Below are 15,823 nucleotides of genomic sequence, written 5' to 3'. Positions count from 1 at the left end.
TGCAGATGGGAATCACGCAAATTGTGCGATCAATTCACACCCAGGGTACGAACTCAATGGACCGGCTTACCAGCATGCAGGCCTTCGTCGCCACCGCCGATGCAGGCAGCTTCAGTGAGGCGGCGCGCCGGCTCGCCATGTCGCCCAGCATGGTCACCAAACACGTCGAGGCGCTCGAGCACCGTCTGGGTGTGCGTCTGCTACATCGCTCCACGCGCCGGCTGGTGCTGACCGAAGCGGGCTCCGACTACCGCGACCGCTGCCGATACCTTTTGGCCGAGGTGGATGAGATCGAGGCCGGCATATCGACAGAGCGCCTGGAGCCGCGAGGCCTGTTGCGGGTCAATGTGCCGGTGTCGTTTGGCGTACGGCATATCGCGCCGCTGCTGCCGAACTACGCCCAGCGTTATCCAACCGTCACCGTCGAGCTTGGGCTGAATAACCGCTTCGTCGATCTGATCGAGGAAGGCTGGGACGTCGCCGTGCGCTTCGGGCCCATGGTGAACCCGGCGATGATCGCGCGCCGGCTCAGCACTTCACGCATGGCGGTGTGTGCTGCGCCCGAATACCTCGCCGTACACGGCACGCCTCGCACAGTGGCCGATCTGGCTCAGCATAATTGCCTGCGCTATGCCCCTGCCGGCATCAGCACCGCGATGCCCTGGCAGTTTCAGGGCCCCTATGGACCGGCCGCTCTTGAGGTCCGCGGCAACCTGCTCGCCAGCGACCCCAGCGTGATACGCACGGCGGGCCTGGGAGGCCAGGGCATCCTGTTCGAACCCACCTTCCTCGTCGGCGAAGACATAGCGGAGGGCAGACTGGTGGAGATCACCCTGGACCAGAAACCGCTAAGCGTACCCATTCATGCGGTATGGAGTCCCGGGCGCAGGCTCTCGTCCAAGGTTCGCAGTTTCGTGGATTTGCTGGCTGAGCATATGCACCCAGTTCCGCCATGGGATCGCGGGTTGCCGCCATCGACCAGCGAGGATGCTGCGTCGCGCTGAAGACTTTTCCACCCGTTTCGATGTCGACAAGCGGGTCGAAGCGTTCGATACGCTGACCCCGTATGGGGCAGGTGAGGCCGCACAATCGGCGTAGCGCCGTCGATCTTGCGACGGCCCCGTACCTGCTTGTTGTTCAAGCTGCTGCAGGCACCGATGAGCCCGCTGTTACCGCGTCCTCACCATTCGACGGCAATATACCTGGCCTCGGTGAACTCCTTTATCCCGTGGTGGGATCCTTCGCGGCCCAGTCCACTTTGCTTCACGCCGCCGAACGGCCCAGCGGGATCGGAAAGCACGCCCCGGTTCAGGCCGATCATGCCGCTCTCGATCTGCTCGGATACCCGCAGTCCGAGTTTCAGGTCCGACGTGTACACATAGGCGCCCAAACCAAACTCCGTCGCATTAGCGAGCGCAATGGCTTCATCAACGGTGTCGAATGAGGTCAAGGCGGCGACCGGGCCGAAGATTTCTTCCTGAAGAATGGCTGCGCCGGGATCGATGTCCACCAGTACGGTCGGCGGGTAAAAGAAGCCGGGGCGCTCGCAACGGGTACCGCCCACCAGCACCCGGGCACCGCGCGCCTTGGCATCATCGACCAGCCGTTCGATTTTCCCGACTGCCGCCGCATTGATCATTGCACCGCACTGTGTGTCAACGGCACAGCCGTCGCCGACATTCAGCGCGCCCATCCGCTCCGTCAGCCGCTCTGCGAAGGCGTCGTAGATCCCGCGCTGGACCAGAAAGCGGTTAGCCGCAATACAGGCCTCGCCTCCGTGACGCATCTTGGCGGCCAGGGCGCCCTCGATCGCCGCCACGAGATCGGCGTCGTCGAACACGAGGAACGGCGCGTTGCCACCGAGCTCCATCGACGGGCTTACGATATTGTCGGCCGCTTCGCGCAGTAGAATTCGCCCGACTTCGGTCGATCCCGTAAACGACAGTTTTCGCACGCGAGGATCGTGCAGGATCGCCGAGGCGAGCGGCCCCGGATCGGTGGTCGTGACGATATTGAGAACACCGGCCGGCAGGCCGGCCATCAGCATCAGCTTCGCAATGGCGAGTGCGGTCAGCGGTGTCTCTTCGGCGGGCTTCAGAATGCATGTGCAACCCGCAGCGAGCGCAGGCGCGATCTTGCGCGTCGCCATTGCCGCCGGCAGGTTCCATGGCGTGATGAGTAGCGAAATGCCGACGGGCGCATATTGGACAAGAATACGATTGGCGCCACCGGGCGCCATATTCAATTCGCCATTCAGGCGTACGCCCTCTTCCGCATACCAGCGGAAAAATTCGGCGGCATAGGCGACCTCCCCTTTGGCATCGTCCAGCGCCTTGCCGTTCTCGAGCGAGATGAGTTCGGCAAGCCACGCCTGATGATCCATCATGCTCTCGTAACACGCCTGCAGAATCTTCGAGCGCGCGCGTGGCGCCGTTGCTGCCCAGGCCTTTGCCGATTGGTCCGCTGCCTCGACGGCCGCCATCCCGTCAGACACGGTGCCATCCGCGACCGAAGTCAACACCCGGCCGCTGGACGGATCGATAACGTCGAAGCGGCGTGCGCCTTGCGCCGCTCGCCATTCGCCGCCTATGAGCAGATCGGTTGGAATCTCCGGAGGCCCGGGCAACTTCGCTTGCGACGGGGTCGCGTAGGTGTTCATCGAATCCATTGCTTCGTTATACTTACAATATTGAAGATTGACGGGGTGTGGCGATGGGCAACCTCAGCCCAGATCCACGAGCTACTCCAACGCTTCGACGATCCGATGATCGCGCAAGGTGCCAGGCGGCAGCGCAGCGAGCGCCTTCGCATAGAGCTCGCTATCGTAAGCGGCAATCGCCTGGTCGTAGCTGTCAAATTCCACGATCACGGTCCGCTCGACGACGGCATCCTCGTTGGCTCGCATCCTGCCGCCTCGAACCAGAAACCGGCCGCCGCCCGCTTTCACCGCGGCGGTCGCGAGCTCGCTGTACACCTCTCGCTGTCGGTGGTCGGGTACCAAGCGATATGCACATGTCCAATACGCTTTTGGCATCGTTGTGTCTCCTGTCTACCATTGCTTCATTTGGCGAACGGGCGAATTCATCGCCCGACCGAAGCCGTCTGTTGGCCCGGTAGCCCGGATGTTGCAAGCATCGCCTGGTCGAGTCAAAGACCGATTGGGTTTGGCGCCCAACCTTTGCGGTATGACGCCACGATGTTCCTGATATTTTCCCGGCTTTACCCCCTGGTTCTTCAGCGAGAACTCCGCGTTCTCTGCGTTCAATGATTCGCGAACCGCCCATTACTTTGGACCGCTAACGTCGCGTTCGTCACAACTGACCTTGCCGCAACCCATCGCCGCTTGGTCGCCGGCAGAACCCTGCGCCGATCTCCCACCTATGGTGCGAGCTAATCGCACACTTTGCGCGATTCTCATCGGCGTGAGAAGGGGCCAATATCTTCACAGAGGTGGCTTGCAGCTCGAACGGATCGACGGCGGCATTCGCCACCCTCCTCCACTACACGATATCGAGTACATCATGCAGATTCTTCGCGTCGACTCCAGCCCGCAAGTGCCATCGGTGTCACGTCAACTGAGTGGCGAACTGGTTGCCGAGCTCACACGGCACGAACCTGGCTGCCAGGTCGTGCACCGCGATCTTGGCAAAGAGCCGCTGGCTCACCTTTCGCATCAGTCCGTCGTTTCCATCCGCACGCCGGAAACGTCTACCCCGGAGCAAAAGGCGGTCAGGGTGCTATCGGACTCCTTGATCGATGAACTGGAAGCGGCGGACCTGCTTGTGATCGGCTCGCCGATGTACAACTTCGGCATCACCAGCCAGCTCAAGGTCTGGTTCGATCATGTGCTGCGCGCCGGCCGCACGTTTCACTACGCGCCGGAAGGGCCGATCGGCCTGTTGAGCGGCAAGCGCGCCGTGCTGGTCATGACGCGCGGCGGCGTTCACAGCAATGGCCCCGCGCGTCTGCGCGATCATCAGGAACCCCATTTGCGCACACTCCTGGCATTCGTCGGCATTGGCAATGTTTCAGTCATTCTGGCGGAGGGATTGGGTATGGGTGCCGAAAGCCAGCAGCGGGGTCTGGCTGCTGCACGATCCGCAATCGGTCGCTGGGTCGCAGATGAGTCGCAGCAGCGCGTTGCAGGCTCGGCCGCGCCTTCGCGTGCCTGAACCGAAGCCGTACATCCTATCCTTTGCGAAGAAACGAACATGATCGACACCCTCTCGGCCGTCCTTCCGGCGGACACCTCCGCTCCGGTCAGCTTCAAGCAACGTTACGACAACTTTATCGGGGGCAAGTTTGTGCCGCCGGTGCGTGGTGCTTACTTTGACAACATCACGCCGATCACCGGCGAGGTCTACACTTCGGTTGCCCGCTCGACCGAGGAGGACATCAGCCTCGCGCTCGACGCTGCCCATGCCGCAGCGAGCCACTGGAACCACACCCCGGCTGCAGAGCGCGCCAATATCCTGAACCGCATTGCCGACCGGATGGAGGCCAATCTCGCGCGCCTCGCCTTTGCCGAGACGGTGGACAACGGCAAGCCGATCCGTGAAGCCATGGCGGCCGACATTCCGCTCGCGATCGACCATTTCCGCTATTTCGCCGCATGCGTGCGCGCGCAGGAAGGCGGCCTCTCCGAGATCGACAGCACCACCGTCGCCTACCACTTCCACGAGCCGCTTGGCGTAGTCGGCCAGATCATCCCGTGGAACTTCCCGCTCCTGATGGCCGCCTGGAAGCTCGCCCCGGCGCTCGCCGCCGGCAATTGCGTCGTTATCAAGCCGGCGGAGCAGGCTCCGGTCAGCATTCTGGTGTGGATCGAGCTGATCGCCGACCTGCTGCCGCCGGGCGTGCTCAATGTGGTCAACGGCTTCGGGCTGGAGGCCGGCAAGCCGCTCGCCTCGTCCAGCCGTATTGCCAAGATTGCTTTCACGGGCGAAACAGGCACTGGCCGGCTGATCATGCAATACGCCAGCCAGAACCTGATTCCGGTGACGCTGGAGCTTGGCGGCAAATCGCCCAACCTCTTCTTCGACGACGTCGCCGCCGAAGACGACGATTTCCTCGACAAGGCGATCGAGGGCTTCGCCATGTTTGCCTTGAACCAGGGCGAGACCTGCACCTGTCCGTCGCGCGCGCTGGTGCAGGAGAGCCTCTACGAGCGCTTCATGGAACGCGCGCTAGAGCGCGTGCAGGCAATCAGGCAGGGCAACCCCCTGGAGGCGACGACGATGATCGGCGCCCAGACCTCGAGCGAGCAAGTCGACAAGATCCTCTCCTATATCGACATCGGCAAGCAGGAGGGTGCAGAGGTGCTGACCGGCGGGAAGCGCGCGACACTCGGCGGTGCGCTCGACGGCGGCTACTATGTCGAGCCTGCTGTGCTGCGCGGTCATAACAGGATGCGTATCTTCCAGGAGGAGATCTTTGGCCCGGTGGTTTGCGTCACCACCTTCAAGGACGAAGCCGAAGCGCTGGCGCTGGCCAACGACACGATCTATGGCCTTGGTGCAGGCGTCTGGACGCGCGATACCAACCGCGCCTATCGCCTCGGTCGTGCGATCAAGGCGGGCCGCGTCTGGACCAACAGCTACCACCTCTACCCCGCGCACGCGGCATTCGGCGGCTACAAGCAGTCCGGCATCGGTCGCGAGAATCACAAGATGATGCTCGATCACTACCAGCAGACCAAGAACCTGCTGGTGAGCTACAGTCCAAAAGCGCTCGGCTTCTTCTGAGCGGGCAACTGCATCCCGGGCGGCCCCGCCGCTCGCTGCGCCCAGTGCGACTATCCCTGAAGGAGAACACAAGATGATCAAGGTCAGCGTCCTCTATCCGGCCGGCGACGGCACCCATCGCTTCGACATCGATTACTACATCAACCGTCATCTGCCGATGGTGATGCAGAAGTTCGGCGCCGCCTGCAAAGGCCTCAGCGCCGAACAGGGAATCGCCGGCGGCATGCCCGGCACGCCGCCGGCCTACGCCGCCATGTGCCACTTCACGTTCGACTCGGTCGACGACTTCCAGGCCGCGATGATGCCGCACGCCAAAGACATCATGAGCGACGTCCCCAATTACACCGACATCACTCCAATCCTCCAGGTCAGCGAGGTAAAGATCTAGCGTCGGCGTGCCGCGCTCGGCAATATCAACCCCGATGCCGGTTGAGCAACCCGCAATCGGCTTCTGGCAAGCGCTCAGGAAACACACACATGTTCTCGACCCACGAACCGCCCAAGAAGTCCATCGAAGTTCTCGGCAGGAAGATGGCCTACGTCGAGGCCGGCAATGGTCTGCCCGTCGTATTCCTCCATGGCAACCCCACCTCGTCTTACCTCTGGCGCAATATCCTGCCCGTCGTTGCGCCTCACGCCCGATGTATCGCGCCCGACCTGATCGGCATGGGCGACTCGGAGAAGCTTCCAGGCTCCGATCCGGCGCGGTATGGATTTCAGGAGCATCGGCGCTTCCTCGAAGCGCTGCTTGACGCCCTCGGCCTTGACCGGGAAGTGGTACTGGTCGGACACGACTGGGGCGGCGCGCTCGCCATCGACTGGGCCCGGCGTCACCCTGCCTCGGTCCGCGGTATCTGCTATTTCGAAACCACCATTCGCCCGCGGGAATGGAGTGAGGTCAATCCATCAGAGCGCGCGCTTTTCGAACAGCTGCGCTCGTCCGAAGGCGAGCAGATGATCCTGCAAGAGAACGCCTTTGTCGAAGTATTGCTGCCGCGCTGGGTGCTAAGAAAGCTCTCCGAAGCGGAAATGGAGGTCTATCGCCGGCCCTTCCGTAATTCCGGCGAGGACCGCCGGCCTACACTCACTTTCCCGAGAGAAGTCCTGATTGGCGGCGAACCCGCTCACATGCTACCGATCATTCAGGCCAACACCGACTGGATGTCGACGACCGAAACGCCCAAGCTCTTCATCAACGGGGATCCCGGCGCGATCGTATTCGGCGCGCTTCGCGAGCTTTGCCGCACCTGGCCGAACCAGCGCGAGGTGACGGTGCGAGGCAAGCATTATCTGCAGGAAGACTCGCCACTCGAGATCGGGCAGGCGATCGTCGACTGGCTTGGGACGCTGCCCCGCGCATAGCGACGTTCCGCTCTGCAACCGTCCCCAGGCAGCCCAGTTGATGGCTCCTGGGACGCCAACTGGCAAGCGTTCATTCGCGCGGGTCGCCCACTCACCCAATACCCCTTTCAGTTAGGTATGCTAAGGCAAGGTATTGAGGATCCTGCCGAGCAGCTCATTGATCGAATTCATCAGCGCGGGCTGTTCGCTGCGTAGCCAGCTCATGAGGATCGGCGAGGTGCACCCCGGCTCGTCCAGCAGACGGTAACAGACATCACTGCCACGCATGCGCTGGACAACCGCGGGAACGATGCAGATACCGTAATCCGCGGCTACGAGACCCAGCGCGACCTGCAACTCTCCAACATCGATAATTTCGCTGGGCCGGAACCCACGCTCCGCAAACAGGGCGTGAACCGAGCCCGGATGCCCGGGGGATGCCCCTGTGGGAAACACGATGAATGTCTGATCCGCGAGATCGCGTAAAGACAACGGTTCTGGCGCGTTAATCGCGAGCGGATGATGAGCGGAAACAGCGACGAAGAGCGGCTCTTGTCGCAAGTGGACTTGGGAAATTTCCGGATCGCTGACGCGAATATGGCCGAATCCGATGTCGATTCGACCTTCCTTGAGCGCGACGACTTGCTGCCCGGCCGGCATTTCGACCAGATCGATCTTCGCGTGCGGATTCGCTGCTCGCAGCTCGCGCAACAGCTCGGGAAAGCGGCCATAGAGGACGATGGTCTCAAGGCCGATACGAAACGACCTCTGCCCCGTCCTTTCCAGATGGCGTGCTTCCTGCGAAAGACGGTCGATCCGCGCAAGAATTTCGGAAGCCCGCTGCTGGACCAGCTCTCCCGCCACAGTGAGCGTGAGCTGGCGGGAACGACGATCAACCAGCGCTATCCCGAGCTCTTCCTCGAGCGCGCGGATCTGTCTGCTGAAGGGCGGCTGCGCAATGTGCGATTCCGCAGCCGCGTGCGTAAAGTTCAGCGTGCGCGCCAAAGCAAGAAAGTAGCGCAATTGCCTGAGTTCCATCACGCCCATTCCTGGTCCATCATTGAACCTCAGCGTCGACTGCTTCCTTGTGCGAGGTAGCCCCGAATCACGCCGCAGCGGGATTGGCGCTCACGCTTCAGCCATACCCGGCGGGTAGTCCCCGTCACTCACTTTCTCCATCCAGTCGACAGCCGTACCGTTCACCGCTTCCTGCAGGGCAATATGCGTCATCGCCGTCGTCGACTTCGCACCATGCCAGTGTTTCACGCCGGGCGGGAAGCGCACCACATCACCGGTGCGAATCTCCTCGACCGGGCCGCCCCAGCACTGCGCCCAGCCCACTCCGGCCGTCACGATAAGGATCTGGCCCAGCGGGTGCTTGTGCCACGCGGTTCGCGCTCCCGGCTCGAACGTCACGCTCACCCCACTGCCGCGCGACGGCTCCTGCGTCGCGAACAGCGGGTCCATACGCACGGTTCCCGTGAAGTACTCCACCGGACCCTTGCCGGATGGTTGTGATCCACTTCGCTTGATTTCCATTGACGCGCTCCTTGGTTCGGGTAGTGCGGGTCCGCATGCGCGCGCTGTTCAGGCCGCGCACGCGGCCAGCGAATCAGGGCTTCTCTCTCACCAGCGGCCCGATCGGGGTCTCCGTGGTGAAACTGCGCCACGGACGCTTTGCCCCCACTACACGGTTGCGCAGCACGCCGATGCCCTCGATCTCCAGTTCCAGCACATCGCCTTCAACGATCCGCTTCTCACCCGAGTACGTCCCCAGCGAGATCACGTCACCCGCTTCCATCGGCGTGTAGTCCGAGCAGTACGCCAGCGTTTCGTACGGATCGAAGATCATCCCCGACGAGCTGTCGCCGCTGCGCGTCACCTTCCCGTTCACCCGCACCGACATCTTCAGGTGGCGCACATCGGGCAGCTCACGCCGGGTCACCACCCACGGCCCGAGCGGGCAGAAGCTTGCGAAGTTCTTCGCATACCCGTAGGGTTGGCCCATCTTCATGCGCTCGAACTGACGGTTACGCGCCGAGACGTCGTTGCAGATCGTCCAGCCGAAAACGTAGTCCGCCGCCTCCGAGGGCCGAATGTGCCGGCAGTCGCGCCCCACCACCATCGCCAGTTCGTGCTCCTCGTCCACGTCCTGCGGGAACGGCGGCAGCTCGATCTCGCCCTCGTGGCCGACCATCGTGCAGGCGTATTTGGGAAAGATGATCGGCTCGTTGAAGAACGCCAGGTTCGACTCGTCGATATGCTCCTGGTAGTTCAGCGCCAGCCCCAGGATCTTCGGCGGGTGCAGGATGGGCGGCAGCCACGCCGGATTGGCGACGACGTACTCGTCCAGCGCCCCCGCATCGCGCAAACGCGCCAGGCTCTCCTCGCCCAGGGTGTCGATATCGATACCGGACTGGATGATGGCCAGCAGCGAGTGGCTTTGCCGGACATGCGGATGGGTGCGCTCCATCGCGCGTGTGAGATCGACGATGCCTTCGGGCGCCGCGACACCGACATGCGGCGTGCCATGATAGTCGAATGTCATGAGTTTCATAGTTACTTCGTTCTCCTGCGTTTGGTTGACTTGTTAAGGCTCACGCTGACACGGGCACAGCTTCATTCATGCCGCCCGCCAGGCGGAACCGTTCGCCCCGCCTCAATCCAGCTTCATCGTTCCCGAGGAAAAGTCGATCTGGACATTCAGCCGGCCTTCGTTGACCAGCCAGGGGCGCACGGTGAATGAGCGGGCACCGCTTTGATGCATGGGATCCGTCGCCGCGATCTCGCGCGCATGCTCGATCGACGCGGCACGGATCACGAACATACCGTCGCCTTCCCAGAACAACTCGTCGTCGGTCCACTGCGGCCCGGCGGCGACGAGGATGCCTTCGCGCTCGATCCGGCACTGGTGGACCAGGTGCCGCGGCACATTCTCCAGCACCGCCCCGAGGCTGCCAGTCGGCCTCGAAAGCACCACATAGAACTGCTTCTGGAGCATGCCCCTACTTCGCTCGAGCACTTCCTCGCGCGTGATCCGTTCCGCCATGTTCGTCTCCTGATTCATTTTGACCTCGCACTTTGCGGGCTGGGGTGCCCTTGGCTAAGCATGATGGCCCCGTCTCGCGCAGATGAGAATCACGCAAAATGTGCGATCAGCTCACACCATAAGTAGGAGATCGACCTCTGGGTCTGTCGTCAACGGAGCGCTCGTCGCCGTGGCTATTCACACCGCTGTCCTGCCACGGCCTTCGCCCGAAAACCCGTGGGACGTGTGGGAAGCACCGTGTACTGGAAAACCGCCCCTGGATTTGCGTGCGATGCCCAGTGCTCTGGCACTTAACGAACACCTCGCTTTCATAGACAGCGCCGATGCCTACACACGCCTCGCTGTCGGCGATTCCTCCAGCGAAAACGAAGGCGCGAAAGCCAGCGCTCCAAACTCGCGAGCCAGTCGGTCTTATATGTCCCTACATTCTTAACGAGGATGCGCACGCCAGTGCTCTAAGGTGCGCTCATTCTGCGTCTCATTGCAGCACACTCAACTGCTATCAAAACCACCATTCGATAGTAAATTTGGCGAGAATTCTGCGCTGCACACCGAATTTCGCGGTTCCCGCACACTTTGTTGTGCACCGATACCTTCCAAAATTCTCTTTGACAAACACTCTTAAGATATATATCTTAAGACATGTTTTAAGACACTCTGAGAAGGAGGCCCCATGCGCCACCATCACGCTTTCAGCCATTTCTGGCATCACGGCCGCGCCAGCCGCGCCGGTTTCGACCCCTTTGCCAACGACGATTTCGCCGGCGTCCGCTTCGCCATGCGCCACCCGATGCACGCGCTGCGCCACGCCATGGGCCGCCACCGCGGCGGCGAAGGCCACGGCGATTTCGGCGACCGCTTCGGGGAAGGCTTCGGCCGCGGCTTTGGCGGCTTCGGTGGGAATGGCGACGGTTTCGGCCGCGCCCGCAAGTTCACGTCGGAAGATTTGCAGCTGATGCTGCTCGTGCTGCTCGCCGAGCGCCCGAGCCACGGCTACGAGCTCATCAAGGCGCTCGACGCGCGCTCGAACGGCTTCTACAGCCCGAGCCCCGGCATGGTCTACCCCGCGCTCACCTACCTCGAAGAACTCGGCTACGTCAGCGTCACGCTCGAAGGCAACCGTAAGCGCTACGAACTATCCGACGAAGGCCGTGCGCATCTGGAAGCCAATCGCGAGCGCGCCGACCTGATCCTCGCGAAGCTCACGCATTTCGGCCGCAAGATGGAACTCATGCGCCGCGCGCTCGCCGGCGAAGATCCCGCCGAAGTCACCGGCTGGGTGCGCGAGCTCATCGAAGCGCGCCGCGCGCTCAAGCACGCCTTGCTGGTCCGCACGGACGCCTCGCCCGACGAGCAGCGCCGCATCGCGGTGATCCTGGCGCGCGCTACCCGCGAGATCGAGAGCGGCGAGGAAAGCGGCGGCGCTTGAGCGCCGGCCCGCCAGCCTCCGCACACGGCCCGTCACCGCGCTTCGATCGAACGCCACCCCATCGCTATATCGCCATATCGCCATATCGCCCCATTGGAGCCCCAGATGCACAACCCAAGCCACCTTGAAGTCGTCCGCGTGCGACATCCGCTGAAGTTCCGCCTGCTGCGCGTCGCGCGCGTCGAGGCGCTGTCGCCCGCGCTCGTGCGCGTGACGCTCACGGGCGATCTGAGCGACTTCGTCTCGGCGTCCTTCGACGATCACCTGAAGGTGTTCTTCCCGGCCCCGGGCGCCGAAAAACCCGTGCTGCCGAGCCTCGGACCCGACGGCATCGTCTTTCCCGAGGGCGTCGAGCGCCCCGCCGCGCGCGATTACACGCCGCGCCGCTTCGACACCGTTGCCAACGAGCTCGACCTCGAATTCGCGCTGCACGAGGCCGGCCCCGCCACGGCGTGGGCCGCGCAGGCCCAGCCCGGCCAGTACCTGGGCGTGGGCGGTCCGCGCGGCTCGATGGTGATCCCCACGGGCTACGACTGGCATCTCCTGATCGGCGACGAAACAGCGCTGCCGGCGATCCAGCGCCGCCTGACCGAGCTGCCCGCCGGCGCGCGCGTCGCGGTGGTCGTGGAAGTGGCGAATCGCGCGGCGCGCATCCCGCTGCCCACCGAAGCCGATCTCTACGCCATTTGGCAATACCGTGAGGAATCCGAATCGGATCAACCGCTCGTCGATGCCGTGCGTGAAGTCTGGCTGCCGCCCGGCGAAGGCTACGTGTGGGCGGCCGGCGAAGCCTCGGCGATCCGCGCCGTGCGCGCGCACCTGTGCAACGAGCGCGGCGTCGACAAGAAGCGCATCCGCGCCTCGGCGTACTGGCGGCGCGGCGCCCAGGCGACGCACGAAACGATCGACGACTGAACCAAAACCCAGCGCGCGCACTCCCTTCGAGCGAGCGCGCATCACGAAGGTCCCTCAATGACCCTGGTCCTCAATCCGCTGCGTGAACGCACGTTGCTCTGGCTGCTCGCGCTCACGCAATTCACCGTCATCATGGACTTCATGGTGATGATGCCGCTCGGCCCGCAGATCATGCATGCGTTCACGATCACGCCTGCACAGTTCGCGACGGCCGTGTCGGCCTATTCGCTGTGCGCGGGTCTCTCGGGCCTGTTCGCCGCGACGTATATCGACCGCTTCGACCGCCGGCGTTTGCTGCAGGTCGCCTATGCGCTGTTCGCGCTCTCGAATCTCGCCTGCGCGCTCGCGACCAGCTTTCATCTGCTGCTGTTCGCACGCGCGTTCGCGGGTCTCACGGGCGGCGTGCTCGGCTCGATCGTCATGGCGATCGTCAGCGACGTGATTCCCGTCGCTCGCCGCGGTGCTGCGACCGGCGTGATCATGACGGCGTTCTCGATCGCCGCCATCGCGGGCGTGCCCTCGGGTATCGTGCTCGGCGCGCACTTCGGCTGGAGCGCGCCGTTCTTCCTGCTCGTCGTGCTCTGCGTCATCATCTGGATGGCGGGCGCGCGCGTCGTGCCCTCGCTCACCGAGCACGTGGATCGCGACACGCCGCTGCGCGCGATCGTGCCGCGCCTGTGGCAATTGCTGACGCTGCCGCGCCATATGAAGGCATTCGCGCTCACCTTCACGATGATGGGTGCTCACATGCTGGTGATTCCGTTCATCTCGCCGATGCTGGTGGCCAATCACGGTGTCGATCCGGAGAAGCTCTCGTGGCTGTATATGGCCGGCGGCGCTGCCACGTTCCTGACCTCGCGCGCGGTGGGACGCCTCGCGGATCGCTACGGCAAGCGGCGCGTGTTTCGCATCATGGCGCTCGTGTCGATCGTGCCGGTGCTGGTCATCACGCATCTGCCCACATTGCCGTTCGTCGCGCTGGTGGCGTTCTTCGCGGTGTTCATGATCGCGCTGTCGAGCCGCATGGTACCGATGCAGGCGCTGCTCACGACGATTCCCGAGCCCGCGCGCCGCGGCGCTTTCCTGAGCGCCAACAATGCGGTGCAGTCGCTGGGCACGGGGATTGGCGCGTGGGTTGGCGGCTTGCTGCTCCAGAATGGCCCGCATGGAACGCTCGTGGGGTTCGGGCACAACGGCTGGCTCGCGGCTGCGTTCGCGGTTGTCGCGGTGATCTGGGTCGGGCAGGTGCGCGGCGCGGGCGAAGACGATGTCGAGAGCGCGCCGGCATCGGGTGGGGCGACGGCTAAGGCGTGAAGTTTGGGACGAGGTTCCTGGTCGTTTTGCTTGAGCTTCGCCACGTCTTCTTTGCCTCTGGAAGAGGCGGTGTCGAGCTTGATCGCTTTACGGGGGCTGCCAACGGGCGCAGCGTGTAGACGCTTGAATGGAATGCCCCGCCGAAGCGGGGCTACAAATCATTCGTCGTTGTCAGGCTTGGTCAATTCAGTAAGCCTGTTGTTTGTGATTCTGGTCATGCAGTCCCAGAAATATACAAAGTGCAATGAAGCTTGGCCAACCGAGTAAGTGTCAAAGTAGCAATTGTTATCTCTATACTGCTCCCAACTCGCTTGAGCCTTCTCGAAGTATGGAAGTGCGGCGGGTTGTCCATAAGCGCTATTTTCCTTGTCATCCACTTTCAGGATTTTCACGACTTCGGTGATCCGCTTGTTTAAAGCCGCGATGGCTGATTCGTAGCGAAATTGGGCACAAGCGGACAAGTCCATTGTACCAAGCATTTCACCTTTACAGTACGATGCAACTTGAGCACGCGTCTTTCCAGAAAAATACTTGCTTGTTGGCGTCGCCTTTTTATAGTCGAACTCGGAGCCATAGATCGATGACGACGCATGTGCCGCATTGACGATCAAAAATAGAATCAAAGATATCTTAGTGACGCGCATCGTAATTCCCCGATTCAAACAAACGTGCCTCAAGACGGCGACGCCAAGGTATGCGTTGCGCCACAAACTCCAGTATAACGTCACGCATTCTTTCATATTCACCGCGATTCAGAAAGCCAGCCAAATATGATGAGCGGCTAGTCGGCCACGGATCATGCGGTCGATGGTTCGGCCCAGAGTTAAAAAGAATTGAAACAAGTGCGTCGTATTCGTGTTGATATAGTGCCACTCTGACTTCCCGATTAATCACATCCTCAACCGGACGCAAATTTACTGCAAAGAAATCCCTGCAACGCTGAACTGGCACAACATCGCCAATCCTTAGATTGTCTTGCGGCAATACCTTGTGTCCAAGTCCGACAGTTGGAATTCCATACCCATCGTCATAAACTTTGACGATGAATCCGTCAACAACTTGTTTCCCTTGAAAGATCCCGTTTACTACTCCGCTTTCGAGAACCGCCATAAATGTATATCCGTCGCGTGAAAGCTTCCAAGGCTTGCAAAGTCTGCCTGTTTGTACATACACGCACGAATTCGGGTTGGTGTTTGTTACTGCTACGGCGAGTGCGTCAGGCATTAGACCTCCGCTTTGTGACCAAGGTAAATCCGGGTGGTGTGCGCACCTTCCGTCGTATGGCGCATAGTGCGTCCCTGCGAATCGGTTACCCCGTGTATCAACTCGCCATTCGAAAGGCGCACGGTGTAATACACCTCCCGCAACGGCTGGCCCTTACCATCGCTTAGTTCGAATAGTTCGTCATAGGTAGTGGGAACCGAATTTTTCGGTGTTTCTCTGGCAGTGCCAGTACCGTATCCCGCGCCTTCCATCTCATGCGCAGCAAACTCATGCCAGGCCGTATCCTGAGACGCCAGCATGATCGGTGGCGGATCACACATGCAGATACAGACATCGCCTTCAAGCGCTTGTTGCCTGCCCATCATCGTTGCCGATCGATGCGGACCCTTCCAGCCTATTACCCCCGTCGTATTGCAAACGGGGCACAGCACCTTTGCGTCGATATAAGTGAGCGGCCGTCCGAGGTGGGTAGAACGCTCCATGCCTTCGATAACAACGCCGCCAACGGTGGATTTGTCGCCCAGTCTGAGCAGGTAGCGCCTCATATCGCGCCCCACAAAGTTCGCCTTTCTCGCCTTGCCATTTCCATACCTCCAGGGAGTCGCTGAAAGCAGCCGGCCTGGTCGTGCAACCGGCTACGCGCCGGGCCTGGAATTAGCCCGTTCAGGCGATGCTGGCGTCGCGGGAGAAGGTGCGATATCGGACTCGTCCGAATGAGGGTGCGAACGATTCACGGCGCATCGTGGCGCGCCCATGAATTGATATTCGACAATTTATTCACAATGCGGCGATTAATTCTTATGCTCG

17 protein-coding genes are annotated in these 15,823 nt (G+C 61.9%); 8 read left to right on the top strand and 9 right to left on the bottom strand.

Going from position 1 to position 15,823, the window contains the following annotated elements:
• The first annotated feature begins 56 nt into the window (after positions 1-56).
• A complete protein-coding gene (locus tag E1956_RS17700; protein ID WP_134751455.1) occupies positions 57-1,004 on the top strand; it encodes a LysR family transcriptional regulator in 948 nt (315 codons plus the stop codon).
• 176 nt (positions 1,005-1,180) lie between these two features.
• Here the strand turns inward: E1956_RS17700 and E1956_RS17695 are convergent, their stop codons facing one another.
• The gene (locus E1956_RS17695; protein ID WP_134751453.1) at positions 1,181-2,659 is read right to left on the bottom strand and encodes an NAD-dependent succinate-semialdehyde dehydrogenase; all 1,479 of its coding nucleotides are present in this window, start codon (positions 2,657-2,659) and stop codon (positions 1,181-1,183) included.
• 81 nt (positions 2,660-2,740) lie between these two features.
• Positions 2,741-3,034 carry a DUF1330 domain-containing protein gene (locus E1956_RS17690; protein WP_028219276.1) on the bottom strand — a complete coding sequence of 98 codons (294 nt, stop codon included), beginning with the start codon at positions 3,032-3,034 and terminating at the stop codon, positions 2,741-2,743.
• A gap of 421 nt (positions 3,035-3,455) precedes the next feature.
• On the opposite strand from E1956_RS17690, the gene E1956_RS17685 reads away from it, so the two are divergent.
• The 4 genes from E1956_RS17685 (at position 3,456) to E1956_RS17670 (ending at position 7,106) form a co-directional block, all read left to right on the top strand.
• A complete protein-coding gene (locus E1956_RS17685; RefSeq protein WP_197732889.1) occupies positions 3,456-4,172 on the top strand; it encodes an FMN-dependent NADH-azoreductase in 717 nt (238 codons plus the stop codon).
• 39 nt (positions 4,173-4,211) lie between these two features.
• A complete protein-coding gene (gene adh, locus E1956_RS17680) occupies positions 4,212-5,744 on the top strand; it encodes an aldehyde dehydrogenase (RefSeq protein WP_134751451.1) in 1,533 nt (510 codons plus the stop codon).
• 73 nt (positions 5,745-5,817) lie between these two features.
• Entirely contained in the window at positions 5,818-6,132 is a 315-nt protein-coding gene (locus tag E1956_RS17675; protein ID WP_028219274.1) for an EthD family reductase, read from the top strand.
• 89 nt (positions 6,133-6,221) lie between these two features.
• Positions 6,222-7,106 carry a haloalkane dehalogenase gene (locus E1956_RS17670; RefSeq protein WP_134751449.1) on the top strand — a complete coding sequence of 295 codons (885 nt, stop codon included), beginning with the start codon at positions 6,222-6,224 and terminating at the stop codon, positions 7,104-7,106.
• A gap of 120 nt (positions 7,107-7,226) precedes the next feature.
• Here E1956_RS17670 and E1956_RS17665 read toward each other — a convergent pair whose 3' ends face one another.
• The 4 genes from E1956_RS17665 to E1956_RS17650 all read right to left on the bottom strand — a co-directional run bounded on the left by E1956_RS17665 (position 7,227) and on the right by E1956_RS17650 (position 10,134).
• Entirely contained in the window at positions 7,227-8,123 is an 897-nt protein-coding gene (locus E1956_RS17665; protein WP_167760055.1) for a LysR family transcriptional regulator, read from the bottom strand.
• 90 nt (positions 8,124-8,213) lie between these two features.
• Positions 8,214-8,624 carry a (R)-mandelonitrile lyase gene (locus E1956_RS17660; RefSeq protein ID WP_134751445.1) on the bottom strand — a complete coding sequence of 137 codons (411 nt, stop codon included), beginning with the start codon at positions 8,622-8,624 and terminating at the stop codon, positions 8,214-8,216.
• A 73-nt stretch (positions 8,625-8,697) separates the two neighbouring features.
• Entirely contained in the window at positions 8,698-9,642 is a 945-nt protein-coding gene (locus tag E1956_RS17655) for a fumarylacetoacetate hydrolase family protein (protein WP_134751444.1), read from the bottom strand.
• Positions 9,643-9,744: 102 nt separating this feature from the next.
• On the bottom strand, positions 9,745-10,134 hold the full coding sequence (locus E1956_RS17650) for a YciI family protein (RefSeq protein ID WP_028219271.1): 390 nt from the start codon (positions 10,132-10,134) through the stop codon (positions 9,745-9,747).
• A gap of 673 nt (positions 10,135-10,807) precedes the next feature.
• Here E1956_RS17650 and E1956_RS17645 point away from each other — a divergent pair.
• The 3 genes from E1956_RS17645 to E1956_RS17635 all read left to right on the top strand — a co-directional run bounded on the left by E1956_RS17645 (position 10,808) and on the right by E1956_RS17635 (position 13,792).
• Complete coding sequence (locus E1956_RS17645) at positions 10,808-11,563, top strand: PadR family transcriptional regulator (RefSeq protein ID WP_134751442.1); 756 nt, start codon at positions 10,808-10,810, stop codon at positions 11,561-11,563.
• Positions 11,564-11,668: 105 nt separating this feature from the next.
• On the top strand, positions 11,669-12,478 hold the full coding sequence (locus E1956_RS17640; protein WP_134751440.1) for a siderophore-interacting protein: 810 nt from the start codon (positions 11,669-11,671) through the stop codon (positions 12,476-12,478).
• Between the two features lie 57 nt (positions 12,479-12,535).
• On the top strand, positions 12,536-13,792 hold the full coding sequence (locus E1956_RS17635; RefSeq protein WP_134751438.1) for an MFS transporter: 1,257 nt from the start codon (positions 12,536-12,538) through the stop codon (positions 13,790-13,792).
• A gap of 158 nt (positions 13,793-13,950) precedes the next feature.
• Here E1956_RS17635 and E1956_RS17630 read toward each other — a convergent pair whose 3' ends face one another.
• The 3 genes from E1956_RS17630 to E1956_RS17620 are packed head-to-tail and all read right to left on the bottom strand — an operon-like array spanning position 13,951 to position 15,561.
• Positions 13,951-14,436 (bottom strand): lysozyme inhibitor LprI family protein, encoded by a 486-nt coding sequence (locus E1956_RS17630; protein ID WP_134751436.1) that lies wholly within the window; start codon positions 14,434-14,436, stop codon positions 13,951-13,953.
• Positions 14,423-15,016, bottom strand: coding sequence for a lysozyme (locus E1956_RS17625; RefSeq protein ID WP_134751434.1), 594 nt, complete (start codon positions 15,014-15,016; stop codon positions 14,423-14,425). The genes E1956_RS17630 and E1956_RS17625 overlap by 14 nt, the downstream gene beginning before the upstream one ends.
• Entirely contained in the window at positions 15,016-15,561 is a 546-nt protein-coding gene (locus tag E1956_RS17620; protein WP_134751432.1) for a PAAR domain-containing protein, read from the bottom strand. Before E1956_RS17620 ends, E1956_RS17625 begins: the two co-directional genes overlap by 1 nt.
• Between the last annotated feature and the right edge of the window lie 262 nt (positions 15,562-15,823).

This window comes from Paraburkholderia pallida (genome assembly GCF_004524855.1).
GTDB lineage: Bacteria > Pseudomonadota > Gammaproteobacteria > Burkholderiales > Burkholderiaceae > Paraburkholderia > Paraburkholderia oxyphila.
The sequence above is the reverse complement of the archived record's forward strand: the minus strand, read 5'-3'. Positions and strand labels throughout refer to the sequence as shown.

Coding starts and splice junctions, on each gene's coding strand:
- E1956_RS17645 (WP_134751442.1), top strand. CDS start 10,808: ATGCGCCACCATCACGCTTTCAGCCATTTCTGGCATCACGGCCGCGCC.
- adh (WP_134751451.1), top strand. CDS start 4,212: ATGATCGACACCCTCTCGGCCGTCCTTCCGGCGGACACCTCCGCTCCG.
- E1956_RS17620 (WP_134751432.1), bottom strand. CDS start 15,561: ATGAGGCGCTACCTGCTCAGACTGGGCGACAAATCCACCGTTGGCGGC.
- E1956_RS17640 (WP_134751440.1), top strand. CDS start 11,669: ATGCACAACCCAAGCCACCTTGAAGTCGTCCGCGTGCGACATCCGCTG.
- E1956_RS17660 (WP_134751445.1), bottom strand. CDS start 8,624: ATGGAAATCAAGCGAAGTGGATCACAACCATCCGGCAAGGGTCCGGTG.
- E1956_RS17625 (WP_134751434.1), bottom strand. CDS start 15,016: ATGCCTGACGCACTCGCCGTAGCAGTAACAAACACCAACCCGAATTCG.
- E1956_RS17675 (WP_028219274.1), top strand. CDS start 5,818: ATGATCAAGGTCAGCGTCCTCTATCCGGCCGGCGACGGCACCCATCGC.
- E1956_RS17695 (WP_134751453.1), bottom strand. CDS start 2,659: ATGAACACCTACGCGACCCCGTCGCAAGCGAAGTTGCCCGGGCCTCCG.
- E1956_RS17635 (WP_134751438.1), top strand. CDS start 12,536: ATGACCCTGGTCCTCAATCCGCTGCGTGAACGCACGTTGCTCTGGCTG.
- E1956_RS17650 (WP_028219271.1), bottom strand. CDS start 10,134: ATGGCGGAACGGATCACGCGCGAGGAAGTGCTCGAGCGAAGTAGGGGC.
- E1956_RS17700 (WP_134751455.1), top strand. CDS start 57: ATGGACCGGCTTACCAGCATGCAGGCCTTCGTCGCCACCGCCGATGCA.
- E1956_RS17630 (WP_134751436.1), bottom strand. CDS start 14,436: ATGCGCGTCACTAAGATATCTTTGATTCTATTTTTGATCGTCAATGCG.
- E1956_RS17665 (WP_167760055.1), bottom strand. CDS start 8,123: ATGGAACTCAGGCAATTGCGCTACTTTCTTGCTTTGGCGCGCACGCTG.
- E1956_RS17690 (WP_028219276.1), bottom strand. CDS start 3,034: ATGCCAAAAGCGTATTGGACATGTGCATATCGCTTGGTACCCGACCAC.
- E1956_RS17655 (WP_134751444.1), bottom strand. CDS start 9,642: ATGAAACTCATGACATTCGACTATCATGGCACGCCGCATGTCGGTGTC.
- E1956_RS17670 (WP_134751449.1), top strand. CDS start 6,222: ATGTTCTCGACCCACGAACCGCCCAAGAAGTCCATCGAAGTTCTCGGC.